Source organism: Mesorhizobium sp. B2-7-1, assembly GCF_006440735.1.
Classification (GTDB): domain Bacteria; phylum Pseudomonadota; class Alphaproteobacteria; order Rhizobiales; family Rhizobiaceae; genus Mesorhizobium.
Map to the genome: position 1 here is coordinate 20335 of NZ_VFUA01000026.1, position 24574 is coordinate 44908.

27 protein-coding genes are annotated in these 24574 nt (G+C 65.0%); 16 read left to right on the forward strand and 11 right to left on the reverse strand.

What is annotated here, in order from left to right:
• Positions 1–2: 2 nt before the first annotated feature.
• Positions 3–899 carry a LysR substrate-binding domain-containing protein gene (locus tag FJ471_RS12775; RefSeq protein ID WP_140803508.1) on the reverse strand — a complete coding sequence of 299 codons (897 nt, stop codon included), beginning with the start codon at positions 897–899 and terminating at the stop codon, positions 3–5.
• Between the two features lie 82 nt (positions 900–981).
• Here FJ471_RS12775 and FJ471_RS12780 point away from each other — a divergent pair, with 82 nt between their 5' ends.
• From FJ471_RS12780 to FJ471_RS12790, 3 genes are all read left to right on the forward strand, one after another.
• The gene (locus FJ471_RS12780; RefSeq protein ID WP_181179358.1) at positions 982–2577 is read left to right on the forward strand and encodes an amidohydrolase; all 1596 of its coding nucleotides are present in this window, start codon (positions 982–984) and stop codon (positions 2575–2577) included.
• A 30-nt stretch (positions 2578–2607) separates the two neighbouring features.
• A complete protein-coding gene (locus tag FJ471_RS12785; protein WP_140803510.1) occupies positions 2608–3540 on the forward strand; it encodes a dimethylarginine dimethylaminohydrolase family protein in 933 nt (310 codons plus the stop codon).
• 172 nt (positions 3541–3712) lie between these two features.
• Positions 3713–4438: a 3-keto-5-aminohexanoate cleavage protein gene (locus FJ471_RS12790; protein WP_140803511.1), complete on the forward strand. Its 726-nt coding sequence runs from the start codon at positions 3713–3715 to the stop codon at positions 4436–4438.
• A gap of 178 nt (positions 4439–4616) precedes the next feature.
• On the opposite strand, the gene FJ471_RS12795 is transcribed toward FJ471_RS12790, so the two are convergent.
• Positions 4617–5675 (reverse strand): Gfo/Idh/MocA family oxidoreductase, encoded by a 1059-nt coding sequence (locus FJ471_RS12795; protein ID WP_140803512.1) that lies wholly within the window; start codon positions 5673–5675, stop codon positions 4617–4619.
• A gap of 103 nt (positions 5676–5778) precedes the next feature.
• Positions 5779–6564: a ThuA domain-containing protein gene (locus FJ471_RS12800; protein ID WP_140803513.1), complete on the reverse strand. Its 786-nt coding sequence runs from the start codon at positions 6562–6564 to the stop codon at positions 5779–5781.
• Between the two features lie 213 nt (positions 6565–6777).
• Here FJ471_RS12800 and FJ471_RS12805 point away from each other — a divergent pair, with 213 nt between their 5' ends.
• Complete coding sequence (locus FJ471_RS12805; RefSeq protein ID WP_140803514.1) at positions 6778–7536, forward strand: DUF4239 domain-containing protein; 759 nt, start codon at positions 6778–6780, stop codon at positions 7534–7536.
• 2 nt (positions 7537–7538) lie between these two features.
• On the opposite strand, the gene FJ471_RS12810 is transcribed toward FJ471_RS12805, so the two are convergent.
• The gene (locus FJ471_RS12810; RefSeq protein WP_140803515.1) at positions 7539–8786 is read right to left on the reverse strand and encodes a glycosyltransferase; all 1248 of its coding nucleotides are present in this window, start codon (positions 8784–8786) and stop codon (positions 7539–7541) included.
• 246 nt (positions 8787–9032) lie between these two features.
• Complete coding sequence (locus tag FJ471_RS12815) at positions 9033–10562, reverse strand: tlde1 domain-containing protein (protein WP_246684703.1); 1530 nt, start codon at positions 10560–10562, stop codon at positions 9033–9035.
• Between the two features lie 644 nt (positions 10563–11206).
• Here FJ471_RS12815 and FJ471_RS12820 point away from each other — a divergent pair.
• The 3 genes from FJ471_RS12820 (at position 11207) to FJ471_RS12825 (ending at position 13299) form a co-directional block, all read left to right on the forward strand.
• The gene (locus tag FJ471_RS12820) at positions 11207–12466 is read left to right on the forward strand and encodes a multicopper oxidase domain-containing protein (RefSeq protein WP_246684704.1); all 1260 of its coding nucleotides are present in this window, start codon (positions 11207–11209) and stop codon (positions 12464–12466) included.
• On the forward strand, positions 12370–12657 hold the full coding sequence (locus FJ471_RS35280) for a multicopper oxidase domain-containing protein (protein WP_348643334.1): 288 nt from the start codon (positions 12370–12372) through the stop codon (positions 12655–12657). Before FJ471_RS12820 ends, FJ471_RS35280 begins: the two co-directional genes overlap by 97 nt.
• 120 nt (positions 12658–12777) lie before the next feature.
• Positions 12778–13299, forward strand: coding sequence for a cytochrome c (locus FJ471_RS12825; RefSeq protein WP_246684705.1), 522 nt, complete (start codon positions 12778–12780; stop codon positions 13297–13299).
• Between the two features lie 28 nt (positions 13300–13327).
• On the opposite strand, the gene FJ471_RS12830 is transcribed toward FJ471_RS12825, so the two are convergent.
• Positions 13328–13810 carry a DUF2127 domain-containing protein gene (locus FJ471_RS12830; RefSeq protein WP_140803518.1) on the reverse strand — a complete coding sequence of 161 codons (483 nt, stop codon included), beginning with the start codon at positions 13808–13810 and terminating at the stop codon, positions 13328–13330.
• 104 nt (positions 13811–13914) lie between these two features.
• Here FJ471_RS12830 and FJ471_RS12835 point away from each other — a divergent pair, with 104 nt between their 5' ends.
• From FJ471_RS12835 to FJ471_RS34760, 3 genes are all read left to right on the forward strand, one after another.
• A complete protein-coding gene (locus tag FJ471_RS12835) occupies positions 13915–14391 on the forward strand; it encodes a phosphatase PAP2 family protein (protein WP_318014051.1) in 477 nt (158 codons plus the stop codon).
• Positions 14392–14526: 135 nt separating this feature from the next.
• Positions 14527–14721, forward strand: a complete 195-nt coding sequence (locus FJ471_RS12840; protein ID WP_348643333.1) for a hypothetical protein — start codon at positions 14527–14529, stop codon at positions 14719–14721.
• A gap of 99 nt (positions 14722–14820) precedes the next feature.
• A complete protein-coding gene (locus tag FJ471_RS34760; RefSeq protein WP_181179360.1) occupies positions 14821–14967 on the forward strand; it encodes a hypothetical protein in 147 nt (48 codons plus the stop codon).
• 586 nt (positions 14968–15553) lie between these two features.
• On the opposite strand, the gene FJ471_RS34765 is transcribed toward FJ471_RS34760, so the two are convergent.
• Genes FJ471_RS34765 through FJ471_RS12855 form a run of 3 tightly spaced genes read right to left on the reverse strand, consistent with a single transcriptional unit; the run spans position 15554 to position 17328 of the window.
• Complete coding sequence (locus tag FJ471_RS34765) at positions 15554–15952, reverse strand: TonB-dependent receptor (RefSeq protein ID WP_181179362.1); 399 nt, start codon at positions 15950–15952, stop codon at positions 15554–15556.
• Positions 15910–16878, reverse strand: coding sequence for a TonB-dependent receptor plug domain-containing protein (locus tag FJ471_RS12850; RefSeq protein ID WP_140803521.1), 969 nt, complete (start codon positions 16876–16878; stop codon positions 15910–15912). The genes FJ471_RS34765 and FJ471_RS12850 overlap by 43 nt, the downstream gene beginning before the upstream one ends.
• 33 nt (positions 16879–16911) lie before the next feature.
• The gene (locus FJ471_RS12855) at positions 16912–17328 is read right to left on the reverse strand and encodes a helix-turn-helix domain-containing protein (RefSeq protein WP_140803522.1); all 417 of its coding nucleotides are present in this window, start codon (positions 17326–17328) and stop codon (positions 16912–16914) included.
• A 100-nt stretch (positions 17329–17428) separates the two neighbouring features.
• On the opposite strand from FJ471_RS12855, the gene FJ471_RS12860 reads away from it, so the two are divergent.
• Entirely contained in the window at positions 17429–18292 is an 864-nt protein-coding gene (locus tag FJ471_RS12860; RefSeq protein WP_140803523.1) for an NmrA family NAD(P)-binding protein, read from the forward strand.
• 35 nt (positions 18293–18327) lie between these two features.
• On the forward strand, positions 18328–18915 hold the full coding sequence (locus FJ471_RS12865; protein WP_140803524.1) for a dihydrofolate reductase family protein: 588 nt from the start codon (positions 18328–18330) through the stop codon (positions 18913–18915).
• Between the two features lie 51 nt (positions 18916–18966).
• Here FJ471_RS12865 and FJ471_RS12870 read toward each other — a convergent pair whose 3' ends face one another.
• Together FJ471_RS12870 and FJ471_RS12875 are read right to left on the reverse strand one after the other, a co-directional pair.
• On the reverse strand, positions 18967–19212 hold the full coding sequence (locus tag FJ471_RS12870) for a hypothetical protein (protein ID WP_140803525.1): 246 nt from the start codon (positions 19210–19212) through the stop codon (positions 18967–18969).
• Between the two features lie 150 nt (positions 19213–19362).
• Positions 19363–20571 carry a cytochrome-c peroxidase gene (locus tag FJ471_RS12875; protein ID WP_246684710.1) on the reverse strand — a complete coding sequence of 403 codons (1209 nt, stop codon included), beginning with the start codon at positions 20569–20571 and terminating at the stop codon, positions 19363–19365.
• A 262-nt stretch (positions 20572–20833) separates the two neighbouring features.
• On the opposite strand from FJ471_RS12875, the gene FJ471_RS12880 reads away from it, so the two are divergent.
• The 4 genes from FJ471_RS12880 to FJ471_RS12895 all read left to right on the forward strand — a co-directional run bounded on the left by FJ471_RS12880 (position 20834) and on the right by FJ471_RS12895 (position 24571).
• On the forward strand, positions 20834–22366 hold the full coding sequence (locus FJ471_RS12880; protein WP_140803527.1) for an acid phosphatase: 1533 nt from the start codon (positions 20834–20836) through the stop codon (positions 22364–22366).
• 225 nt (positions 22367–22591) lie between these two features.
• Complete coding sequence (locus FJ471_RS12885; protein WP_140803528.1) at positions 22592–23014, forward strand: OsmC family protein; 423 nt, start codon at positions 22592–22594, stop codon at positions 23012–23014.
• A 5-nt stretch (positions 23015–23019) separates the two neighbouring features.
• Positions 23020–23544: a hypothetical protein gene (locus FJ471_RS12890; RefSeq protein WP_140803529.1), complete on the forward strand. Its 525-nt coding sequence runs from the start codon at positions 23020–23022 to the stop codon at positions 23542–23544.
• Positions 23545–23827: 283 nt separating this feature from the next.
• Positions 23828–24571: a 2OG-Fe(II) oxygenase gene (locus tag FJ471_RS12895; protein WP_140803530.1), complete on the forward strand. Its 744-nt coding sequence runs from the start codon at positions 23828–23830 to the stop codon at positions 24569–24571.
• The last annotated feature ends 3 nt before the right edge of the window (positions 24572–24574 follow it).

The window sequence follows — 24574 nt, forward strand, 5'->3', positions numbered from 1 at the left end:
CCTCAATACTTCGCCAGCCTGTTCTCCGACAGTTTCGCCCTAAGCCAGTCGCTGAAGGCGTTGAGCACCGGGTGCCCTGCCTTGGCGTGCTCGAACACTAGGTAGTACGACCGCGGCGAAGGGACCGAGGCTTCGAACGGCTTGACCAGCCGGCCCTCGCTCAGCGCCCGGCGGCCCGTCAGTTCGTCGCCCATGGCAATCCCCTGGCCGGCGATGGCCGCCGAAAAGACGAGGTTCATGTCGGAAAAGAAGATGCCGCCTTCGGTATCGGGATTTTCCACCTTGGACAGTGCCAGCCAGCGCGCCCAGTCCTCGGTATCGGAGAGATGCAGGAGATTGGCGCGCAACACGTCGGCGGGTTTGGAAAAGCCGCCCACCTTGTTGAGCAATGTCGGGCTGCAGAGCGGCGTGAAGTGGACCTCGCAAAGCAGCTCCACCGCCCGGTTCGGCCAGTTGCCGACGCCGAAGGCGATGAAGGCGTCGGCCTCCGGGTTGGAGACGTCGTCGAGCCGACGCGGCGTCAGCACGGAGAGCGCCACGTCCGGATACATCTGCTGGAACTCGCCGATATGCGTGCACAGGAACATCGAGGCGAAGCCCGGCGGGCAGGAGATGCCGAAGGAGCCGCCGACGCCGGCGCCGCTGTTTTGCGTTCCGGCGTCGCCGAGCACGGTCAGCGCCTTCCTAACATCGGCCGCGTAGCGCTGGCCGCGCGGGGTGAGGGCCACGCCCTTGCCGATGCGCTGCAACAGATCGAAGCCGAGATCGCGCTCGAGCAGCCTGAGCTGATGCGAGACGGCGCTTCGCGTGAGATGAAGCTCGTCTGCGGCGCGCCACACGCTGCCATGACGGGCAAAGCTGTCGAGGGCGCGCAGCGCCTGCGTGGAAGGTATGCGCAAGGGGCCTCAGGTGAACCGAATTTGCACGAACCGGGAAAACATATCACTTTTTGACGAGCCGCTTCACTGCTTTCTTTGAACCATGGACCAACCGGTGACGAGTTCCGCGCAGGAAACCGCGCTTGCCACGATCGACAGCATCCAGCCGCTGCTGTCGGCCTGGACGCGCACCATCTTCGATTTCGGCGAAACCGCTTGGCGCGAGTACCAGTCGGCCGCCTGGTATGTGGATCGGCTGAAGCGCGAGGGCTTTTCGGTCGAGGAAGGCTCGGGCGGCATGCCGACGGCTTTCTGCGCCCACTGGACGAACGGCGACGGCCCGGTGATCGGCATGTATGGCGAGTACGACGCCGTACCCGGCAACTGCCAGGATGCCGTGACGGTGAAGCGCGCGCGGCCGGGTCTCGGTGTCGAGGCCGGCGGCCACACCGATCCGCATTCGGGTCTCGGCATCGGCAGCCTTGGCGGGCTTTTGGCCACTAAGGCTGCGATGCTGGAGCACGGCATCAAGGGCACGCTGCGCTTCACCGGCGAGCCGGCGGAGAAGGTGAGGGGCTCGAAGCCGATCCATGCGGCAAAAGGCTATTATGACGGCCTCGCCGGCATGATCTCCTTCCATCCCTTCTACATGCTGCCGCTCTGCAACACCGCGCGCTGGGACACGCATTGCGGCGCGGCTTACGCGATGATCTACCGCTTCATCTGCGACGAGCCCGAAAATTGGGGCCGCGCCGCAAGCGACGCAGCGCCGATCCCGCAGGCCCATTCAGCGGTCCGTGCGCCCGGCGCCAATGACGCGCTGATGATGATGTACATGGCCTCCAAGGCGCTGCGCGATTCCATGCTGACGCATCAGGGCGGCTGGTCGATCAGCGAGGCGATCCTGACGGCAGGCCAGGCGACCGCCGACAACCTGCCGGCGGGGCTCGCCGAGATCCAGTACATGATCCGCGTGCCGACCATTGCCATGGCCGAGCAGGTGACCGCCGTGCTCGACCGCAACGCGGACGCCGCGGCCAGGATGAGCGGCTGCCGCTATGAGCGTCGCTGGGTGTCGAAGTCGCGGCCGGGGCTCGCCAACCACGCCATGGCCGACATCACCTATCAGGCACTCTCGACCGTCGGCGCGCCGCGCTGGGACGAGGCGGCCAAGGCCATCGCCCGCGAGGTCCAGGTCAATGCCGGCGGCCAGGCGACCGAGAACCCGTTCATCGACGAACTGGAGCGGCTGATTTCGCCGCGGGATGCCGAAGCGATCCTGCGCCGCGACCTGCCGCCCTCGCAGGTGAACTCCACCTCGGACGACTATACCGACATGAGCTGGCACGCGCCGACATCGCGTTTCTATGTCGCCCGCCCGGCGCTGCGCGCGACGAACGGCCATGTCTATCCGTCCTGGGCGATGAATGCGCTGGGCGGCATTCCGGCAACCATCGATCCGATGGTGACCTGCGCCGCTAAGACGGTCGCGCTGGCGGCGCTGCGCCTGCTGGAAGATAAGGCCGCGCGCGATGCCGCCATGGACGAGTTCGTCAAGCGAACCGGCGGCGGCGTTGGCGGCTCGAACTGGATAGCGCCGCTTTGCGATTACGAACCGCCGATCAATTTCCGCTGGCCGGAATATGTCACCACGCCGCGCGGGCGCGACTGGTGGATCCCGGCCGCTTCCGCCGCATGACACGAAACAAACCATCCCGAGGAGAACACCATGACCGTCCATGACCGCATCGTCGCCGAGCCGTTCTCGCTGCAGCGCCGCAATCCCAATGGCGGCACCAAGCCGCTGACCGCCTGGGGCTTCGCCAACGAGACCGATGTGCTGACCGACGTGCTGCTCGGCTCGCCCAACTTCCTGCGCCACCTGTCGACCAGCTCGCTGTCGAGGAAGCACTTGCGCGAGGCACCTTGCAACGTCCAGATCGCGCAGGCGCAGCACAAGGACCTCGTCGCCGCCTATGAGCATTTCGGCGTCAAGATCCACTGGCACGAGCCGACGCCCGAACTGCCGATGCAGGTCTATTCGCGCGACTCCAGTGTCATGACGCCTTACGGCGCCTTCATCACCGCCATGGCCAACTGGTGGCGGCGCGGCGAGAATTACGCCGCCATCCGCACCTATGAAAAGCTCGGCATCCCGATCTACGACATGGTGACGGCCGGTACCTTCGAGGGCGGCGACTTCAACGTCATCGAGGACGGTGTGGTGCTGATCGGCTGCGGCGGCGCCCGCACGCAGGAGGAGGGCGCGCGCCAGGTGCAGGCCTGGTTCGAGAAGGAGGGCTGGGAGACGCGGCTTGCCTTCATCGACGAGTACTACGTCCATATCGACCTGATGGTGGTGCCGATCGCCGAAAAGCTCACCGCCGTCTGCCTCGCCTGCACCGAGCCCGGCATCGTCGACTGGTTGAAGGGCAAGGGCCACGAGATCATCGACGTGCCCTTCCAGGACACGATGGCGCTCGGCTGCAACTTCATGTCTCTCGGCAAGGACAGGGTGATCGCGCCGACCGCCTCGAAGACGCTCATCGAAAAGCTGAAGGCGCGCGGCTTCGAGGTCGCGGCCATCGACATGAGCGAGATCTCCAAGACCGGCGGCGGCATCCACTGCATGGCGCAGGCGCTGAAGCGCGTCCCGGCGTAAGGGCCTTCGAAGTTAGCACTCGCGCTCGATGAAAGCTTATCCCTCTGGTCGATAGGCCAGGGGGATATTGCGTGCTTATCGCCTCGGCCTGTCAGGAGATTGCATCGCTCCGGTTCCGGCCAATCTGATCCTGCGCTAGGCTCCCGTCAGCCGAAACAGGATTGCCGAAAAGATGATCGTCCAGGCCTGCATCAACGGCGCCCGTCCCGCCGACTTCCACCCTGCATTGCCGCTCGACGCCGAGGCGATGGCGCGCGATGCGGTGGCCTCGATCGCGGCGGGTGCGGCCGAGCTGCATGTCCATGCGCGCGGCGCCGACCGGCAGGAAAGCCTGGCGCCGGACGCGATGGACAGGACGATCGCAGCACTCCGCTGCGCCTGTCCGGGCACGCTGATCGGCGTCTCCACCGGCGCCTGGATCGAGAAGGACGATTTGCGCACGCTTGTCGCCATCTCCAGCTGGCGCGAGCTGCCCGACTATGCCTCGGTCAATCTCAGCGAGACGGCAGCACCCGTCGTTATGGAAAGCCTGCGCCAGCGCGGCATCGGCATCGAGGCCGGCCTGGCGTCCATCGCCGACGCCGAGCGGCTGGTCGGCCTCGACCATGGCGGCCGGGTGCTGCGCGTGCTGATCGAGATTTCCGAGCAGACGATTGATCAGGCCTTCGCCGTCGCCGACGGCATCGAGAAGGTGCTGGAGCGCGCCGGCATTCGTCGCTCCCTCCTGCTGCATGGCGAGAACGCCACGGTGTGGCAGTTCGTGGAAAGGGCTGCGGCAAGGCAGTTGTCGACGCGGGTCGGCCTGGAGGACGGCAAGGAATTGCCGGACGGTAGTATGGCCGCGGGCAATGCCGCGCTGGTGGCGGCGGCGGTGGGGATTTATCGCAGGGTGTGGTGACAGCCAATCTCCCCCCTTGCGGGGGAGATGTCCGGCAGGACAGAGGGCGGTGTGAAGGAACGCCAGCGTGGGCGACCTTCCATTAGTGATCCTAGGACGACGCGGCTGCGAACGACTGACAGGCCGGCGGGGCAGCACCCCGGGCATCTCCCCAGGGGGGAGATCAGCAGTTTCGGCCTCACTGCGTATCCGCGTTGGCTCTCAACTCCGCGCGTTTCTCGTCCGACACCACGGCAAGGTCCAGCACCTTTTGCAGGCCCGCCGCGTGGCGGAAGGTCGGCTCGGTCTGCATGCCGCTCTTCACCGCATCGACGAAGCGCTGGTAATTGGTCGGCACGGAGCCCGCGTCCAGCTCCTCCCATTTGGCGCTCTCGATATTGTCGCCGACACAGGCCTTCAGAGCCGAACCTTCGAGATTGTGCACCACCTCGATGCCGCCCTTGTCGCCATAAATGCGCAGGCGCAATTCGTTCATGTGGCCGGTGGCCCAGCGGCTGGCATGCACCACGCCGAAGGCGCCGTTGGCGAAGTCGAGCGTCATGGCGAAACTGTCATTGGCGTCGAGCTGGTATTCGCCGATGCGGTTGCCCGGCGCCTTGTCGAAGGCGCGCAGCCGGCAGAAGACATGATCGATGTCGAGCGCGGCACCATAGCTGGCGAAATCGAGGATGTGGATGCCGACATCGCCGAGCACGCCGTTCGAGCCGTGGCCGCGCGACAGCCGCCACAGCCATTTCGGATCGGTACGCCAGTCGCCCCAGAATTTCGACACCAGCCAGCTCTGCAGATAGGACGCCTCGACATGGCGCACCATGCCGATCTCTCCCGCCTGCACCATTCGGCGCGCCTTCTGCAGCGCGGCCACGTTGCGATAGGTGAGGTTGACCATGTTGACGACGCCTGCGGCTTCCGCGGCATCGGCCATTTCGCTCGCCTTGCCGAAATTTTCCGCCAGCGGCTTTTCGCACAGCACCGGCTTGCCGGCGGCGACCAGCGCCATGGTGGTCGGGTGGTGGATGCGGTCGGGCGTGACATTGGCGACCGCGTCGAAATCGCCCCAGTCGAGCGCCGCCTCCAGCGAGGTGAAGCGTTTCGGGATCTTGTAGGCGTCTGCATACTCAGCGACGCGGGTCGCATCGACGTCGACCGCGCCGACGATATCGACCCCCTCGATGGCGCCGAAGCGGCGGGCATGTTCCTGCGCCATCCAGCCGGTACCCAGTATCAAAAGCCGCATTTTCTGCTCCTCCGAGCGATTTGGTTCGATTCAATCATGTGAAGCGAATGTGACCCAGGCGCTGTTTTCACGCAATCCCAAGCGAAGCAGGGAAGGGGCTTTTTTAGCGAAAACCGGCCTCGCCATGCGAATGCAGTTTGGGCCCGCGCTCCTCGATCGGCTCCAGCGCCTTCTCGACCGGTACGTTCGGCGCATCGAGGATGGCGGGCTTCGACCCTTGCGGGTTGTGCGCCCACTTCACCGCGTTGCGCAGCACTTTCTGGACGGTCGCATCGTGATAGGTCGGATAGGTCTCGTGTCCGGGCCGGAAGTAGAAGACATTGCCGGCGCCGCGTCGGTAGGTCAGGCCCGAGCGGAACACCTCGCCGCCCTGGAACCAGGAGATGAAGACGGTTTCCAGCGGCTCGGGCACGGCGAACTGCTCGCCATACATCTCTTCGTTCTCCAGCTCGAAGAATTCGCCGACGCCTTCGGTGATCGGATGGCTGGGGCTCGTCACCCAGAGCCGCTCGCGCTCGCCGGCCTCGCGCCATTTCAGCGTGCAGGGCGTGCCCATCAGCCGCTTGAAGATCTTCGAGAAATGGCCGGAATGGAGCACGATCAGCCCCATACCCTCCCAGACGCGCTTCGCAACACGCTCGACCACCTCGTCGACCACCGCGCCATGGTCCTTATGGCCCCACCAGACCAGCACGTCGGTCTCGGTGAGGCGCGATTCTGGCAGGCCGTGCTCGGGTTGCTCCAGCGTGGCCGTCGAGGCGGAGATCGCCTTGTCCGCATTCAGCGCCTTGGCGATGGTCGCGTGCATGCCTTCAGGATAGAGGTCGGCGACCACCTCGTTGGTCCGCTCATGGATGTTCTCGCCCCAGACGACAGCGCGAATTGTCATGGATTGCCTCGTGAGTGATTGGGAGCCGCCCCGCGCCATAGATAGCGCCTTCGCCCGGTATTGAAAGCGGTTTTCGACTGTCGCTTGGCTGTGAACGGAGCCCGGCGCGAAAGTCTCCTTACCGGCCAACAATATACGTCCATATGCTTCGGCGTTGATTCAACCGCCGCACAGCCAATTGGCAAGCGCTCCGCCTCGGCTACAATGTCAGCCATGAGCGAAGTGCTTGTAGGAGCAGCGATCTTTGCTTGCCTGGCTGGAACCTCGCTGGCCAGCCTGATGGTGCACGAGCGCTTCCCGTCTCACCACCTTGGGGACGACACCAGCGCGGTGGTGCGGCTTGCCGCGAACCTTTTCGTGGTGATGTCCTCGCTTATGCTCGGCCTGATGATCAACTCGGCCAAGAACACATTCGAGTCCATCAACGGCAACGTACACACCTTCGCCACCGAGATCATTCTGCTCGATCGAACGCTCCGGCATTACGGGCCGGAGGCGGACAGCGGCAGGCAGTCGCTCGCCGCCTATGTTCAGCGCGTCGTCGAGACCTCCACGGCCGACAGCGACACGACCGTCGTCCCGAACAGGCTGTCGGAATTGCTGCTCTATCAGGTCGGAGACATCCTGGCGGAATTGGCCCCCACGGATGCCAAGCAGACCGCCGCGCAACAGGCCGCGACGCAGCAGCTCCAGAAGCTGATCGAGCAGCGCTGGATACTGGCCGAGCAGTCCGAGGGCGCTATCCCCGCGCCGGTGATCGTCCTGCTCGTCGCCTGGCTGACACTGATCTTCGCCAGCTTCGGTTTCAGGGCGCCGCGTAATGGGACTGTCGTCTTCACATGCCTCATTTCCGCAGCGCTGGTGGCCGCGGCGATCTATCTGATCATCGACATGGACTCGCCCTTTTCAGGCCCGATCCAGATCTCGCCGGCGCCCCTGCAGAGGGCGCTGGCGGAACTAACGACGCAATGAGTTCACCGGCTGGATTCGCCCAGCGATTTAATCAGCAACCTTGCCGCCACCTCGGCGCCGTCGGCGCGGATCTTGCCAGCCAATGCCGCCGCGTGAACCCGGGTCTTCCGAGCCAGCGCCACCTCCAGCGCCGCCGATAACGACTTCACCGTTGGCACTGGACCGTCATGCGCGGCGCCGATGCCGAGTTCAGCCACCCGCCGCGCCCAATAGGGCTGGTCGCCGATCTGCGGCACGATCACCTGCGCCGCTCCCGCCCGCGCGGCGGCGACGGTCGTGCCCGCGCCGCCATGATGGATGACGGCCGCGACGCGACCGAACAGGGCCTGCTGGTTGACCTCGCCGACCGCAAAGCAGTCGTCGCGATCATCGATTGGGCCGAGCCCGGCCCAGCCCTGCGCGATGACCGTGCGGAGGCCCCTGGCGCGGATCGCTTCGATGGCGGCGTGTCCGGCTTCGCTCGCGACCGATATCGAGCCGAAGCCGACATAGACCCGCGGCGGCCCGGCATCGAGGAAGGCTTTGAGCGCGCCGGGAAGGGGCCGTTCATCCGGCTGGATGAAGGCGCCGGCCTGCACGGCGTCGATCAGGTCCGAGCCCGGCCACGGCCCCAGCGTCGGATCGCAGGCGAGCAGAACCCTTTTGCCGTAGACATAGTCCCGGACATTTTGCACCGGGGGCAGTCCCAGCGACGCGCGCTGGCCGTTGATCGCCTCGCCGAAGAGCGCGTTCTTGGTCCGGATATCCATCTCCCACAGCAGCCGGTTGTCGGTCACGCCGGCCGGCAGCGGATGGCTTGGATATTCATGCGGCCGGTTGTGCGGCGACGGCAGCCAGATGGGGCAGAATGTACCGAGCATGTAGCGCATGCCACGTTGTTCCGCGACCATCCGCGCGGCGGCGCAGGACGGGAAGAGGCCGAACGCCACCACTGCGTCGCAGCCTTCGGCGGCCGCACTCAGCGCCTCATATTGCCTGGCGACGATCTCGGTCGCCTGGCCGGCAATGAGCCTGGCCCGGTCCTCGGGCGACGCCGATCGCGACCGGTTGATCATTTCCTTCGCCCATTCGCGCACTGGCGCGAAGGCCGGGGCCAGCGGCACGCCGGCGCGGGCGAGAAGCGCGGCAAACTCCGCATCGCCCGGCGCGCTTACCCTGGCCTCGACGCCATGCGCCTGCAAGGCCGCGCCCAGCGCCGCCAAAGGCTCGACATCGCCGCGCGAGCCGTAAGTCGATAACAAGATCCGCATTCCATGCCCCGTTGTCGTTTTTCGGAGCAGCGTTGATACGCCATGGCCAGGGGCTTGCCGCAAGCCCGGGCTGCGCCATATCTATATCTTGGGAAGGGTCGTTATCGCTTCCTCAGGTGAGGGTGACGATAGTCGCCACGGCTGGAAGCGACGGCAAATAGCCCGGCGCGTGTTGGCGCCAGGCCCTTTGGATCAGCAAGTGGGGATAGATAGCCAGCCGGCGACCAGTCGCCGGCCCGATAGGATTCAACCCTGGCGGCCTTCCTGGGCGACCTGGGTGGGGGACCTTGTGAGGCGCGGAACCACGACAAGGCGCTTGATCTTGCCCTTTTTGTAGGCGGCAAGGAAGCGGTGATAGTCCTTGAAGACGACGCAGCCATTGGACTCGGCGCGGCCGCCGCGCAGCATATAGGTGTGCGCGAGCAGGCCGTTGCGGCCGTATTTGTTGCTGCCGCTGGCTGGCGTGAGCCTGATTGCCTCGACGCCGTGAAAGCGCGATTCGCGCATCGACAGATTGTAGGTGTCCGGCGGCGTCGGGCCGACATTCTTGCGGTTGACGAAGCGAGGCTGGTCGACCATCGAACCCAATCCCGAATGCGCCTCGAGCCTAGAGCCGTCCGGCATATAAACCGTCTTGGCCGAGATATCGTACACGGCCACGCCATTGCCGGTCGAAGGCCCGTTGAAAAGGTTGCGGAAGGCGTTGCCGAGGCCGCCGCGCTCAGGCGTGTCGGGCTTTGCATAGGCAAGCATCTCGGACGCCTGCGCCTTGCGCTTGCCGGGCTTGGTGTCGGCCGCGAGCGGCTTCGAGCCCACTACGCCCGGCAGGGCTTGGTCGCCGCTCCTCGGCGAGACGGTCGTCGGCGTGCTCTGCGCGGTGTCGGCAGCGGACGGCTGTGGCTTGGCCTTGGCCGTCTGCGGCTTCGCGGTCTCCGGCTTCTGCGGCTTGGCCGCGTTCTGCTCGGGCGCCTGGGTGGCGCGCTCGAGCGTGGTGCGCGGGCGAAGGCCGGGCACGGCAATCGCGTCCGGCAGATCGTCCTGCGGCGGCAGCGAGGCGACCTGGTATTCGCCGTTCTGGCCGCTATCCGATTTGTCGGCGACATTTGGCGCGTCGCTGTTTTCGAGCGCGACGGCGGTCGGAACGTCGGCCGTATCCTCCGGCGATACGTTGGCGAGCGCGAGTGCCAACTCCGAAGCGCCGGCGATTTCGGCTGGCTGCGAACCGAACCGGGCTTCCGCCGGGGCGCCCGGCAGCGCGCCGCCGAAACGGCTCGCCGAAGGCAGGCTGGCCAGCAGATACGGCGCGTTCTCGGCGCGGGCAAAGGCATCGGCAAGCTTTTGCGGCGAAAGCGCCGCGCGTTTCACCACACCGTCGAACCGGTCGGCGGCGCCGGCGGCCGAAGCCACCACCACGACTTTTTCCTGCGCGACGCTGTTCGGCGCCGGCAGCTTGAGGCGCGCCATCTTGCCGTCATGGCCATTATTCTTCAGTTTTTCAGGAGCTTGGCCGTCATGACTGAAGCTTGTCGCAAGGCTGAAGCAGCCAGCGTCGCAGCCACCGGTGAGCGAGCCTGCCCTGTAGCCGCCATTGGCGGCAAGGCGCGGCGCCCAGGCATTGGCGATCTGTCGGCGCTGGTCGCCAAGCGCGATGCTGCGCGGCGAAAGCAGGCCTTGCGGCAATCCGTTGGAAGCTGCGGTCAGCGAGGTGCTTACCGAATAGAGTCCCGCCAAAGTGGCGACGGACCATAGGGCAAGGGCGGCGCCGACAGCAGGCACCACGACCCAACGATGACCAGACTTTTTCGAAGTTACCTCCCCATGAGGAGCGTCACCCCGGTTTTTCAAACGCAAAAACGCCATACGACCACTCTCAATCGGCATGCCGGTTTGCGGACCTGGCACCCGTCACGATCACAGTTCGCTGGTGCCCCCTGCACCTACTCGCGTCTGTTGCCGATTGATTCAAAAGATGGACAAAGTTGGTTAACCAATCCCTCCACCAATCGCCATTTTGGCGACGGTCCATACGAAAAAAGAGCCCTCCATGGTCTCCGCCACGGTAGAAATGCTCTCCCTCACCCGCTTTGCTGCCTGTTTTTCCAGCCTGTGTCAAGAAAACGTGAGGGCTGGAACCGCAACGCTTCAGCCGGCTAGAGGTCGATTGAGGTTAAAAAACGGCAAGGCGGCAGGCCGCCCGGCTGCCCGGCATTTTCTTTTTGGGCCAGGCGGAATCAGGCGCGGGCCTGTGCCGACCTGCTCGATTCCCGCTTGACCTTCCAGTTACTGGAACCCGTAGCGTGTTGAAAGGTCGTCCCCGCGGCGGCCTTCCCAACCACGGTCGAGGAGATGCACCGCGCGGCTTTCTGGTGGCGGGCTTGGCAACGGCTCTGTCGGGGTCTCGCGCACTGGCGCAGATGAAGATGGACGACATGCCGGGCATGGAACCCATGCCGAGCATGGATATGAGCGGTCATGCCGGCCATGACATGGGCGCCATGGCGCAAGCGCCAGCGGCGCTGCCCGAGGGCGAGGCGTTGCGCGACCTGCCGCTGCTTGCCAACGAGGCCGGCCGGTCCGGACTGTTCAAGGCCAGGCTGACGGCTGCGCCGGCCACGGCGCGCTTCGTCGAGGGCCAGGACACGCCGATCCTCGCTTATAACGGCATGAGTCCGGGGCCGCTGATCGAGGCCTATGAGGGCGACCGCGTCGAAATCACCTTCGCCAACCGGATCGCGGGCGAGCAAAGCACCATCCACTGGCACGGCATGCCGGTTCCGGCCGACCAGGACGGCAATCCGATGGACCCGGTGGCGGCGGGCGCCGACCGCGTCTATGCCTTCGAGCTGCCCGAAGGCTCGGCCGGCTCCTACTGGTATCACCCGCATCCACATGGCCGGACGGCCGAGCAGGTTTATCGCGGCCTTGCCGGCGCCTTCGTCGTCAAGGCCAAAGCCGATCCGATCCCGCTCGCTTATGGCGACACCGTGCTCATGTTCACCGACCTTCGGCTTGCCGCCGACGGCTCGATGCCCGACACCACCATGACCGACCTGATGAACGGCCGCGTAGGCGACCATGTGCTGGTCAACGGGCAGAAGAACCCGAAGCTGACGGTGGCGCGCGGCGCGAAGCGGCGCCTGCGGCTCTACAACGCCGCCAATGCGCGCTTCCTCAGGCTCGCCTTCGCCAACGCCGCGATGACCTTGATCGGCAGCGACGGCGGTCTCCTGGAGGCGCCGGTTGCGGCCGAGGAGATATTGCTCAGCCCGGCCGAACGCGTCGAACTGGTCGTCGCCTTCGACCAGCCGGGCTCTGCCACCCTCACCACGCTGGACTATGACCGCGGCTGGACGGGGCCTGGCCGGCCGGCGGATGCCGGGCTGACGCTGCTGACGGTCGATGTCTCCGGCGCGCTGGCCGAGACGATGCCGCCGCTGCCCGGGCGGCTGAGGCCGATCGCGCCTTTCGGGCAGCCCACAATCAGTCGCCGTCTGGTCTTCACCGAGACCATGGCGATGAACGCCACCGGCATGGAGATGGGCTTCCTGATCAACGGCAAGGCATTCGACATGGGCGCGTCGACATCGTCGCCAGGGCCGGCGAGACCGAGCTGTGGGAAATCGCCAACCAGGCCGACATGGACCACCCATTCCATGTCCACGGCACGCAGTTCCAGGTGATCGAGCGCGTGCGCGACGGCAAGGTCGCCAAACCGGCTTATCTGGCGTGGAAGGACACGGTCAACGTGGCGCGCGGCGAGACGGTGCGGCTCGTCATCCGCCAGGAGCAGCCGGGCGCGCGCATGTATCACTGCCACATCCTCGAGCATGAGCAGCTCGGCATGATGGGCATCGTCGACGTGCGGGCGTGAGGTTCCGCGACGCTCTCCGGGCGGGGGCTTGCGCTCGCCTGCCCTCTGGTCCTTGCCCCAACGCTGGCAGCGGGTCCGGGCGATCCCATCGTGGCGGCGCGCTAGGCCTCGATGAAGGAGATGGCGGCCGCCGCCAAGGCAATCGCGGAAATGTTCGGCGGCAAGCGCGTCTATGAGCCGGTAGCCTTCAAGGCAGCCGCGGACACGCTCAGCGCCCGTACCGGCGCTGCCCTGATTGCCGAATTCCCGCGAGGCACGCTTGGTGCGCCGTCTGGCGCCAGGCTGGAAATCGATGAGGCCCGGCCGGAGTTCGAGGCACTCGCCCGCCATATCGGCCGGCTCGCGGACGCGCTCGCCGACAAGGCCGGGAACGCGCCGCCCGAAATCACTGCCGATATGCGGATGACCGGCCCGCCCATGGACGGCGGCAGCCTGCTTGGCAAGCGCCCGGGCGCCGCCGAGGCCGATCTGGCAAAAATGCCGGCCGAGCGCCTCCTGCACCTGATCCTGCAGGACTGCGCGAGCTGCATTCGAAGTTCCGGCGGAAAGTCGAGTGAGGCCGGACGCGGAGAGCATGATCCCGAAAAGTGGCAACTGGTTTTCGGAGAAAGATCATGCTCCAGCAAAAGAGTTGGATCGTGACGGCGATTCAACGAAACGCCATCACGGTCTAACGCGTGATATGGCGGCGCACCGTTTTCCACTCCTGCCAGATCAGCCACATGACGATGGCGTCGAACACGGTCAGCACCAGCAGGCCCGGCGAATGCGTGTAGGAATAGCGATAGACCTGGTAGGCCATGAAGGCGCCGAGCGCGACCAGCGATGCGGGGTAGGACCACAACTTGCCGCGCAGCAGGCCGATGACCAGAAGCAGCTTAATCAATCCGTGGCTGAGCAGATAGAAGGCATAGAACTCCTTGCTCGCGACGGAGAACCCGGCGGCCATCTGCGACAAATGGGTGGCGATGAAGTCATGGGGATCCTCGACCAGTTCTTCCTGGGTGACCATGTTGACCCAGGAAGCGATGGTATCGGTGGTGACGAGGTAAAGCAGGATGCCGCCGATGCACTCGATCAGGGCATGGGCACCTTTTAGCCATACGCTGACCTCAAAGAGCTGGTGAATGCGGTGCTCGCCGGCGGGCTTCAACGATCGACCTACTTTTGGACCAGGGATATCAGGCAGGAATGGACGCTTCTCTCACGCACTGGATCAACGCGGCTGCCGGCATTAGCCCACTCCTTGATAGGACAATGATCGCCATCTCACAATTCGGCGTGCCGCTGATGGTGATTGCGGTCGCCCTGCAATGGTGGTCCAGGGACGATCGCCTCCACGTGCGCCATGCCTGCCTGTCGGCCGGCCTTTCCTTCCTGATCGGGCTGGCGATCAACCAGGCGATCCTGCTCTTCGTCCATCGGATCAGGCCTTACGACGCCGGCGTCACGCATCTTTTGATCGCGCCCAGCACCGACTGGTCGTTCCCCTCCGATCACGCGACCGCCAGCATGGCCGTCGTCGCGGCCTTCGCCTTGCAGGCACTGCCGCGCCGCACGCTCGCTTTGCTCGTCATGGCCGTGCTGGTCTGCTGGTCGCGGCTGCATATCGGCATCCACTATGCAGGTGACATTGCCGGCGGCGCGGCCACCGGGATTGCCGCCGCGTTGGCGGTGCGGCTTAGCTATCGCGAGAATTCGCGGCTGGACGCTTTCGCCACCAAGATCCTGTAACGGACCCGTCTTCGGTTACTCGGGCGCGCATCACAAAAGTGACGCGCTCGCCCGGCTATATGCTAGGCTCACGCCGCCAAAACAGGGTTCATCGTTATGGATGCCAGCGAATTGCAGGCCATAGGCGATACGCTGATGCGCGTTGTCACCCCCGATATGAAACTGAAAGACCTGCTCAAGGCGGTGCGAAAACTGCATCCAGATGCCAAAAAGAAGGACATCGCCCGCGCGGCCTTCCACGCCATCATCGCCAATGCCGACCAGAATCCAGGCAAGTCGCGCAATCTCCAGGCCTTCGCGCTTGCCGAGCGTACCCAGCAATCGGAATAAATTGCCGCGAATTGTAGCGTTGGGCTTGCCGGAAATTTAATAAGCAGTTTCTAATTTAATGACTCAGCCGGCAGTTAGCCCCCAACCGGTAATGAGCCCATGACCAAAAACCTCGGCAATTCCAAACCCAGCGCTCCTGCCAAGGAGATAAACCCCTCGCTGTTCGGCAAGGCCGCGCCGGCGCTGTTTCCGCTGGTCGTAGCGGCGCTCGGCTATCTCGTCGGCCGGCATTTCTTAGGCTTTTGACGCGCCCGGCTTTGCGGCGCGCGTTGTTTCCGGTCAATCCGGTCGCAATTGGCCGATGACAATTCGGCCGTCTTGACCATGCCCTTTGCTGCTTTGGTCCTAGGGCCTAGGTCGTTCTTGTCCTTGGCCGGACCCAAGCGCATGCTCGCAACAGCCGGCGGCCTCGCAAACTCCGGTCAGGCCCGGCCGCCGAACCCAGTATCACCCCCCAAGGCTGCCGGGCCGCCGGCGCGGCGAGTTGGTCCGCACTCTCGCACGGCCAAGTGCCGGACTGGGCGATCCGCAGTCCCGTTCGGACACTTTCGAAATCCGCTGCCGCGTCCTCTTGCAGACCGAACGCCCTAGCGAAGTCGAATTCCGCTGCGCCGAGGTGCAATTGCTGCGCCACACCCGTTTTTATTCGTGAGGCTTCGCAAGCGTTTCGAATAACGGAGTGCCGCTTTGCAATAAAAACCAATAAGCCCCGCTTTTCGGCAACTCCAGGCGCGCTAGATCGTATTGGGTCGGAGATAGGCAATTCTTCGAGCCAAGAGCAGGGGGCTGTATATGGTAACAAGCGAGCCAGACAGTGTCCGAGTAAAAGCCGTCAACGGACAATGGATCGTACGCGTCGTCGATGGCGGCAGGCTGACGCAGCAAGTGTTCGATATTCACGCGCAGGCCGAGGTCTTCGCCGAGGAGGAGCGGTTGCGACTGGGGCTGCCTGGCGAGCCGCCGGCCGAGGAGCCGGTCGGGCCACTGCGACGCGGGCGGGCTCACTGAGGTCGTACCACGTATAGGCGCCGGTCAGCTTCAGGTCGGGCGTCAGCTGGCCGACAGCCTCGATCTCGACGCCGCGCGAATTCACCTTGCCGATCTGTCGGTTGAAGTTGATCTGGCCGTCGCCGGTCACCGCGTTCTGGCGCGTCAGGTCGAACAGCGATGCGCTGAACATCACGTCGCTCAGCCATGTCGGCTGGTATTTGACGCCCGCCTCGTATTGCACCGCTGTCTCCGGCTTGAATGCCTCCCCTGTCTTGGCTGCGAGCGCTCGAACTTGTCGACGCTGGGCTCCCTGGTGAAGAGGTCGCGCGGAATCTTTCCCCACGGCGCGTCGACGACGGTGCCGACATGGGGCAGGAAGTTCTGGCCGCGCGTCTTCAGCTTCGAGACGTTGGCATAGATGATGAGGCTGGTGTCTTCGTCCGGCTTCCAGGTCACCTCCGGCATGAGGGCGAACTGGTCGTTGTCGGTGTAATCGACCTGCGTGCCGCCGTAATTGCCGGTGGCGATGAAGCGATAGGCGAGCGTGCCGTCCTTGTTGACGCCCTCGACGTCGAGCCCTGACCAGACATTGCCGAACTCGTTGACGCCGATCGCGGTCTCGCCGCGGTTCTGGAAGGTCGGCCGCTTGGAGACGAGGTTGATGAGGCCGCCCGGGTTCGAGGCGCCGTAGAGCGCCGACGACGGCCCGCGCAAGATGTCGATGCGGTCGAGCAGATAGGGATTCACCTTCCAGGTGGCGAAACTGTCGCTCGACTGCAGCTGCAGCCCGTCGAGGAAGTAGCTGTTGACCTGCGAGGAGAAGCCTCGGATCAGGAACCAGTCGTTGCGGGTGTCGTTGCCGAAGGTTTCCGAACGGATGCCCGGCGCAGAGCGCGTCGCCTCGACCACCGAGCGCGCCGTCTGGTCGTCGATCTGCCGGCTGCCGATGACGCTGACCGCCTGCGGCGTCTTTCCAGCGGCTGGTCGGACTTGGTGGCGCTGGCGTCCTTCTTGGCTTTGTAGCCATCGAAGCCCGGTGTGCGGTCGCCGACGGCCTCGCCCTGGACCTTGATCGGCGCCAGCACTTCCGGTTTCTCCTGCGCCAGCGCCTGCGGCGTGTTGAGGAAAGCCGTCGCCAGCAAAAGCCCGCCAGAACGCGCCGGTCACAAGGGGGAGATCGGCAGCTGCAACGCCTCGAGCCTACCCCAGATGCTCGGCCCTAAGCTTCTCCTTCATCCGCTTGAGCGCCGGCTCGCCGCCCGCAGCCAACTCGTTCGCTACCCGCGCGAGCTTGTCGTCTGCCTGTCGATATTTGCCGCCCCAGGCGCCGAGCGTGGCGAGCACGGGCAACAGGTCGATGCCGGCTTCGGTCAACCGGTAGATCGCCTTGAGCCCATGCGTCGGGTCGTCGCTGCGGGTGAGGATGCCTTCGTCCTGCAGTGTCTGCAGCCGCTCGGCGAGCGTCCTGGACGAGATGCCTTCGTCGGATTGCAGGAATTCGCGAAAATGCCTTTTCCCGGCGAAGATCAAGTCGCGGATGATGAGCAGCGTCCAGCGGTCGCCGAGCAGTTCGAGCGAGAGGTTGATCGGACAGCCGGATCGCCCTTTGGTCGACATCGGAATGGTTCCATTTTTAAATCACTTTACTATTGACATCATTCTCTCCTCGCGTCAAATAGTTCCGAAAGTAAATCATTTGAGCAGAGAGGAGAGCGTCATGAGCGAGCAAGCCAACCGTACGATCGTGGTCGTCGGCGCAACCAGCGAGGTCGGCGCCGAGGTCTCGGCCAGGCTGACCAGGGCAGGGCACACGGTGCGCGGCGTCGCCCGCAGCCTCGGCGTCGCGCTTGACGACCAGGCGGCGCTCGACGCCGCCTTCTCGGGCGCCGATGGCGCCTATGTGATGATCCCCTTCGATGTCACCGCGCCCGATCTGCACAGTTTCGAGAATGAGGTCGGCGCACGGCTGGCAGCGTCCATCGCCAAGGCCGGCCTGCGCCGTGTCGTGCTGCTCAGCGGCCTCAATGCCCATCTCAGAATGGGCACCTCGCTGGGTGCCGCGCTGATGGAAGAGCGGCTTGCCGCGCTCGGCCTGGAGCAACTGGTCTATCTGCGCACCTCCTTCTTCATGGAGAATTTCGTCAAGGGCATGGGCTTCGTCGAGCAGGCGGCGTCCGGCGTCTTTGCCTCGCCCTTCCGCGGCGACCTGCCGATGCCGCTGATAGCCGCCAAGGACATTGGCGAGCGCGCCGCCGTGCTGTTGAGCGCCGAACACTTTCCGGCCCGGCGCGTCGTCGAATTGCACGGCGGCGGTTCCCACACGCTCGATCAGGCCACCACGATCCTGGGCCGGGCGATCGGCAAGGATGTCGCCTACCATGAAGCGCCTTTCGCCGAAGCGCGGGCCGGCATGGTCGCCAATGGCATATCGGCGAGTTTTGCCGATGCGCTGGGCGAAACGGCGGCAAGCTTCAACAGAGGCGAGCGCTGGGCGCTGGAGGCGCCCTCAGCCGAAAACGCCACGCCGACCAGCTTCGAAACCTGGGTGAGAGCCTTCGCCCGTTCGCGCAATGCCAGCTAGCGCTCCGCGCCGCAAATACAGGAGAGGAGACCCGAATGAAGAATCTCATCCTTCAGATGCAGATGTCGGTCGACGGTTTTGTCGGCGCCGATGAGGATCGTCGCTGGCAGCTCTGGGAATGGGGCGACGACAGCGCCTGGGACGAGGAGCTCAAACAGGACTTCAACGCCATTTTCGAGACCATCGACACCATCCTGTTGAGCCGCAAGATGGTGGAGGAGGGATATCTGACCCATTGGGGCAATGCCGCGAGGAAATACCCGCAGGATCGCTTCTATGCCTTCGCGCGGCGCATCGTCGAGGTTGAGAAGGTGGTGGCGAGCGACAAGCTCGAGGCTTCGCGCTGGCAACGGACGCGGGTCGTCAGCGGCGACCTGCCGCGCGAGGTCGATGCGCTGAAGCAAGGCGAGGGCGGCAGCATCGCCGTGTTCGGTGGCGCGGGCTTTGCCTCCGCGCTGATCGCCGCCGGTCTGGTCGACGAGTTCCAGCTCTTCATCAATCCTGCGGTGCTGGGCAGCGGCCGCCGCATCTTCGACAAGGGCGGTTTTGGCGGGCTGAAGCTCCTCGGCTCGAAGTCCTATGCCTGCGGCATGGTGGTGAGCCGCTACGCGCCGGCGCAATGAGGAGCGGCACCGAGGTCGCGCCGCGTTGAATCAATCCGTCAGTGCGTCTTCTCAACCGCCTGTTTGGCCGTGCCTTTCCCGCATCGGCTGCGAGCCGCTTCCGCTGACGAGCCGCAGTTGCGCGCCCGGCCGGCCGGGCCAGGCTTCATGGTCGTTGCCCGCGGCGACGAACCAGCGGGCTTCACGCGATGTCAGGCCGATAAGCACCCGGCCGGCATATTCGGCCGGCGCGCCATTACCCGCATCGAAAACCGCCCAGCTGCCGCCGGGCGGCTCCTGCACCGCGACGAACCTCATCGGAGACTCCATCTGTGAAGAGATGGGCAACATAGCAGGCGCGACTTGGCGTTCCTATGACGTGGCTCACATTGGCACATATTTGCGGTGGATAGCAGGGCTCCGGCTGCAATCAGGCCGTGCGTCCACCAATCTCCTTGGCCGCTTGCGCTACTGCCCTGCCTGGTCCGCGTCGGTCAGCGTGCCGAGGAAGGCGACGATGTCGTCGATCTCGGCGTCGGTCAGCGCCGGCTTGTCGCCGGGTTTTCTGCCGTTGAACGGCGGATCGGTGTTGAGGTTCGGCCAATAGGCTTTCGGCAGGTCATCGAATTTGTCGACCGTGCCGTCGGCCTTCTTCGGATACCAGCGCCCGGGATCCGTATCGCGGCTGGCGTAGAAGGCCACTGCTTCGCGCAGCGTGTGGAAATAGCCGTTGTGGAAGAAACTTTTGCGCAAGGCCACGTTGCGCAGGGTCGGCGTCTTGAACAGGCCGCAATATTCCGTCCGCCCCTTGAAGTCGGTGCGCATCGGACCGCACAGGCCAAGGTCGACATAATCGGAATCGGCATTGGCGGGGATCGCCGGATTGCGCGGCACGGCGATCGCGATCAGGCCGTAATCGGTGAACTGCGGCGGCTCGCCGTCGTTGGCCGGCTCGCTCAGATGGCAACTCGCGCAATTGCCCTTCGCTTCGTCCTCGAACAGCATGCGGCCGCGCAATTCCTGCGCCGAGAGCTGCGCCTTGCCGGCAAGGAAGGCGTCGTAACGGCTGGAATAGGGATAGAAATCGGCGCTGCTCTGCTCGAACGTGCCGAGCGCTTCGACCGCGGCGTCGAAGGCGTCCTGCGGGTGCTCGAACACATCGGCGCCGAACGCCGCCTTGAAGGCGTCGGCATAGGGCGCCTTGCCCAGCGCCGCGACCACGTCGCCCTCGTCCTTGTTGCCCATCTCGAAGGGCGACAGCAGCGGGATCCTGGCCTGGTCCTTGCCGTGGTCGGCGCGGCCGTCCCAGGTCAGGCCGCCGGTCGGGCCGTTGTCGACGCTCTCGTCGCCTTCATCCTCGGAGTCGTAAAAATGCTCGGTGAAGGCGGGTGCAGCCTGCAGATAGCGCAGCGACGGCACGGCACGGACGCCGGGTCGGTCGAGGTTGGCCCCGCCCATCTCGACCGGCGACGCCGAGGCCGGGCCGAAGGCGTGGTTGGGATCGTGGCAGGACGAGCAGGCCTGCTTGCCCGATGCCGAGAGAGACGGATCGAAGAACATCTGCCGCCCGAGCGCCGTCAGCGCGTCGGCTCGGGCGAAGGCGTCCTGACGCGACATCGGGCCGGGATGGACGCCGGAAGGTTCCGCGGCGTCGGCAGGCGCGGTCAAGCCGATCATCGAAGCCGCCAGAACGGCGATCACGTGATTTTTCCGTCCCATCGTCCGCGGCGACATCCCTGATTTCCTTCGCCCGATTTCGTTCGCGACGTAAGGTTCGAGTGCAACGGATTGATGACCGGCCGTATCGTTCACGAAACCGTGTTCGGACGCTGCAGAACTGTCACATGGATGACAACGCGCCGAAGTAGCTGGGCATTGATGCCGTTGCGTTCCTGCATTGCCGTCCTCCAGCCATTCCCAAGCCACGAGGCATTTCCCAATGATCCGGTCCTTGCTCTCTCTTTGCCTCGCCACCACGGCGCTGGCATCGCTCTCCGCTACTGCCCACGCGGCACCTCCCGGCTATGACAAGATCGACACCGTCGTCGTCATCTACGCCGAGAACCGCAGCTTCGATAACCTCTATGGCGGCTTCCCCGGCGCCAACGGCCTGGCCAACGTGTCGCCCGACCAGGCGCGCCAGCTCGACCGCGACGGCAAGCCGCTTTCCGAACTGCCGCCGGCCTGGGGCGGACTGACCGGCAAGGGCGTCACGCCGGCGGTGACGGAAGAGCAGAGCGCGCACCTGGCCAACGCTACCTTCGCCATCGACGATCCCAAGGGTTTCAACGAGGGCACCAACGTCGTCACGCACGACCTCTGGCACCGCTTCTACCAGGAGCAGATGCAGATCGACGCTGGCCGGAACGACAAGTTCGTCGCCTGGGCCGATTCCGGCTCGTTGGTTATGGGCCACTATGACGGCTCCAACCTGCCGATGTGGGCGATCGCCAAGAAATACGTGCTCGCCGACAACTTCTTCCAGGGCGCTTTCGGCGGCTCCTTCCTCAACCACTTCATGCTCGCCTGCGCCTGCGCCCCGTTTTACCCGAATGCCGACGCCAGCCCGGTGAAAGGCCAGATCGCCGTCGTCGAGCCGGATGGCGTGACGCTGAAGCCGGCCGATAATTCGCCGGCCTCGGCGCTGGGCGGCGTGCCGAAATTCGCCAATGACGGCGCTATCACGCCCGACTTCTACGCCGTCAACACCATGCAGCCGCCTTACCAGCCGAGCGCCAACAAGCCGGTCGAGGGCGGCGACAAGGCGCTCGCCGATCCGGCGCAGCCGACCACGCTGCCGCCGCAGCAGGAGATCACCATCGGCGATCTCCTGTCGCTCAAGGGCGTTTCCTGGGCCTGGTATTCAGGCGCCTGGCAGGCGGCGCTCGACGGCAAGAACGCCACGCCCGTGCCGAACTTCCAGTTCCACCACCAGCCCTACAATTATTTCGCCGCCTACGCGCCGGGCACGACCGCGCGTGCCGAACACCTCAAGGACGGCGGCCTCGGCGGCGAAGAGTTCATCAAGGCGATCGACGGCGGCAAGCTGCCGGCCGTCTCCTTCTACAAGCCGCAGGGCAACCTCAACGAACATGCCGGCTATGCCGATGTGACCTCGGGCGACCAGCATCTGGCCGATCTCGTCGCGCATCTGGAGAAGGGCCCGCAATGGGCCCATATGCTGGTCGTCGTCACCTATGACGAGAATGGCGGCTTCTGGGATCACGTCGCGCCGCCGAAGGCCGATCGCTGGGGCCCGGGCAACCGTATTCCGGCCTTCATCATCTCGCCCTACGCGAAGATGGGCATGGTCGACCACACCCAGTACGACACCACCTCGATCCTGCGCTTCATCACCAACCGCTACGACCTCCCGGTGCTGCCCGGCATCGTCGCCCGCGACAAGGCCCTGCGCAACAACGACCAGCCGCCGATGGGCGACCTGACGGCGGCGCTGGATTTGACGAGGTAGCGCTTCACCGCTTGGTTCCTCGCCCCGCCAAAGGCGGGGAGAGGTATCCGCGAAGCGGACGGAGAGGGGCCTTCGTGGGGCGCTCCCCTCCGTCTTGGCTTCGCCAAGCCACCTCTCTCCCACTTTCGTGGGGGCGAGCAGACGCTAACCCCCCATGGCCTGCTTCGGCGATTGCCTCGGTGAATTCCCCTCCGCTATCAATGTATTCAAAGTTGGAGACATTCGATGGCGGACCTCAAAGTCAGAACCCGAAAAGTCGGCGCGCTTGCCGTCCTGCCGCCGGGTGGCCTGCCGGCGGTCACGACACCGACCGGCGGCACCGTCGATGTCGTCACGCAGGTCAGCGCCCCCGGCTTCAGCCCTCTCGACCTGCTCCATGCCTCCTTAGCCGCCTGCATGGTGCTCAGCGCCCGCATCGCCGCCAACCGCCTCGGCGTCGCCGACCGGCTCGGCGAGGTGAGGGCGCAGGTCACCGGCGAGAAGGCGAAGGACGAGCCGTCGCGGGTCGAGACGTTCAAGATCAAACTGGAAATCGACGGCGACCTCGATGCGACGACGAAAGAGCGGATCCTCGCGGACGCCGAGGATATCTGCACCGTCTCCAACACGCTGCGCGGCGCGCCCGCGCTGCATGCCACATTGGGGTGAGGCCGATGGTGCATCTCTCGCCGATCGACTATGCGACGGCCTCCGACGAAATCCGCGCCGAGCACGACAGGGAACTGGGCCTGCGCGGCCGCATGACCAACATGAAGCGCATCCTGCTTCATTCGCCGGCCGCCCACCGCATCTACGCCGAGTGGTTCACGCTGCGCGATCTTCTCAAGCCCACGCTCGACGACCGCGCCATCTGGCTGTTCTCGAAGGCGATCGCCGAGACGATGCGCGCCGAAATCCCGGTCACCTTCTTCCGCCGGGCGCTGATCGACAACGGCCTCGATCCTGATGCGATTAAACCTTCAGCCGACGAAACCCTTCTCATCGAATTCGCCAGGGCGACCGCCGCCGACGCCAATACGGTTTCGAATGAAACCTGGGCAGCGCTCAAGGCGCGCTACGACGAGACGCTGCTCGTCAACCTCGTCGCCTTCGCCGGCATCATGGTGGCGACCTGCGTGTTCACCAATGCTGTGAGGGTGGAGCTGGATCCGGAGCTGGAGAAGTATCGCAAGCGGTGAAGCTGCTGATCTCCCCCCCTTGCGGGGGAGATGCCCGGCAGGGCAGAGGGGTGCTGTCCCGCTGCCTATCCGCGCAAATAGCGGCAGCTTCCGGAAGCTGCCTCGCTTGAAAAGGACAAGCTGGGGAGGTTGCGTTCCCTCACACCCCCCTCTGGCCTGCCGGCCATCTCTCCCGCAAGGGGAGATCAGCAGTTCCGTCGCAGGCGCCCACCTCCGCAGGAATCGGGTGGCCCCGTGACCTAGCGCGCTCCATTTTTGGGTAAGCAAGCGATGGAGCCAACCCATGACCATCCATTCACTCAACACCAAGCGTGCCAGCCGCTCCGCCGAAGCCCGCGTCGCGGCACAAGACTGGCGCAACCTCGTCTCGGACCTCAACGCCCACGGCTGTACCGTCATGCCCGACCTGCTGTCGGCGGAAGAATGCACCGACATCGCCGGCCTCTATCCGCATGAGGAGCATTTCCGCAGTCATGTCGTGATGGCCCGCCACGGCTTCGGCAAGGGTGAATATCGCTACTTCAAATATCCGCTGCCGGACCTGATCGAGAGCCTGCGCACCGCGCTCTATCCGCGCCTCGCCACGGTCGCCAATGACTGGAACGAAAAAATGGGTGTGGCGCTTCGCTATCCGGCCGACCACGCCGCCTTCCTGAAGCGCTGCCACGACGAAGGCCAGGTGAGGCCGACGCCGCTCCTGCTGCAATACGGTCCCGGCGACTTCAACTGTCTGCACCAGGACCTCTACGGCGCGCTCGCCTTTCCGCTGCAGGTGGCGATATTGCTCTCGGAACCCGGCGAGGATTTCACCGGTGGCGAGTTCGTGCTCACCGAGCAGCGCCCGCGCATGCAAAGCCGCGCCGAGGTGGTTCCGCTCAAGCGCGGCGACGCGGTGATCTTCGCCGTGCACAACCGGCCGGTGCAGGGGACGAAGGGGTATTACCGGGTGAATCTCAGACACGGGGTTAGCCGATTGAGATCAGGACGGCGGCATACGGTGGGGATTATTTTCCATGACGCGAGGTAGGGC

Bases quoted from the DNA above. Each gene is read 5' to 3' on its own strand.
- FJ471_RS12825 (WP_246684705.1), top strand. From the start codon at position 12,778: ATGGCGGCCGCCGCCAAGGCAATCGCGGAAATGTTCGGCGGCAAGCGC.
- FJ471_RS12805 (WP_140803514.1), top strand. From the start codon at position 6,778: ATGAGCGAAGTGCTTGTAGGAGCAGCGATCTTTGCTTGCCTGGCTGGA.
- FJ471_RS34760 (WP_181179360.1), top strand. From the start codon at position 14,821: ATGACCAAAAACCTCGGCAATTCCAAACCCAGCGCTCCTGCCAAGGAG.
- FJ471_RS12795 (WP_140803512.1), bottom strand. From the start codon at position 5,675: ATGCGGCTTTTGATACTGGGTACCGGCTGGATGGCGCAGGAACATGCC.
- FJ471_RS12880 (WP_140803527.1), top strand. From the start codon at position 20,834: ATGATCCGGTCCTTGCTCTCTCTTTGCCTCGCCACCACGGCGCTGGCA.
- FJ471_RS12820 (WP_246684704.1), top strand. From the start codon at position 11,207: ATGGACGACATGCCGGGCATGGAACCCATGCCGAGCATGGATATGAGC.
- FJ471_RS12835 (WP_318014051.1), top strand. From the start codon at position 13,915: ATGATCGCCATCTCACAATTCGGCGTGCCGCTGATGGTGATTGCGGTC.
- FJ471_RS12810 (WP_140803515.1), bottom strand. From the start codon at position 8,786: ATGCGGATCTTGTTATCGACTTACGGCTCGCGCGGCGATGTCGAGCCT.
- FJ471_RS12840 (WP_348643333.1), top strand. From the start codon at position 14,527: ATGCGCGTTGTCACCCCCGATATGAAACTGAAAGACCTGCTCAAGGCG.
- FJ471_RS12885 (WP_140803528.1), top strand. From the start codon at position 22,592: ATGGCGGACCTCAAAGTCAGAACCCGAAAAGTCGGCGCGCTTGCCGTC.
- FJ471_RS12890 (WP_140803529.1), top strand. From the start codon at position 23,020: ATGGTGCATCTCTCGCCGATCGACTATGCGACGGCCTCCGACGAAATC.
- FJ471_RS12785 (WP_140803510.1), top strand. From the start codon at position 2,608: ATGACCGTCCATGACCGCATCGTCGCCGAGCCGTTCTCGCTGCAGCGC.
- FJ471_RS12895 (WP_140803530.1), top strand. From the start codon at position 23,828: ATGACCATCCATTCACTCAACACCAAGCGTGCCAGCCGCTCCGCCGAA.
- FJ471_RS12855 (WP_140803522.1), bottom strand. From the start codon at position 17,328: ATGTCGACCAAAGGGCGATCCGGCTGTCCGATCAACCTCTCGCTCGAA.
- FJ471_RS12865 (WP_140803524.1), top strand. From the start codon at position 18,328: ATGAAGAATCTCATCCTTCAGATGCAGATGTCGGTCGACGGTTTTGTC.
- FJ471_RS12870 (WP_140803525.1), bottom strand. From the start codon at position 19,212: ATGAGGTTCGTCGCGGTGCAGGAGCCGCCCGGCGGCAGCTGGGCGGTT.
- FJ471_RS12790 (WP_140803511.1), top strand. From the start codon at position 3,713: ATGATCGTCCAGGCCTGCATCAACGGCGCCCGTCCCGCCGACTTCCAC.
- FJ471_RS12875 (WP_246684710.1), bottom strand. From the start codon at position 20,571: ATGATCGGCTTGACCGCGCCTGCCGACGCCGCGGAACCTTCCGGCGTC.
- FJ471_RS12860 (WP_140803523.1), top strand. From the start codon at position 17,429: ATGAGCGAGCAAGCCAACCGTACGATCGTGGTCGTCGGCGCAACCAGC.
- FJ471_RS12800 (WP_140803513.1), bottom strand. From the start codon at position 6,564: ATGACAATTCGCGCTGTCGTCTGGGGCGAGAACATCCATGAGCGGACC.
- FJ471_RS12780 (WP_181179358.1), top strand. From the start codon at position 982: ATGGACCAACCGGTGACGAGTTCCGCGCAGGAAACCGCGCTTGCCACG.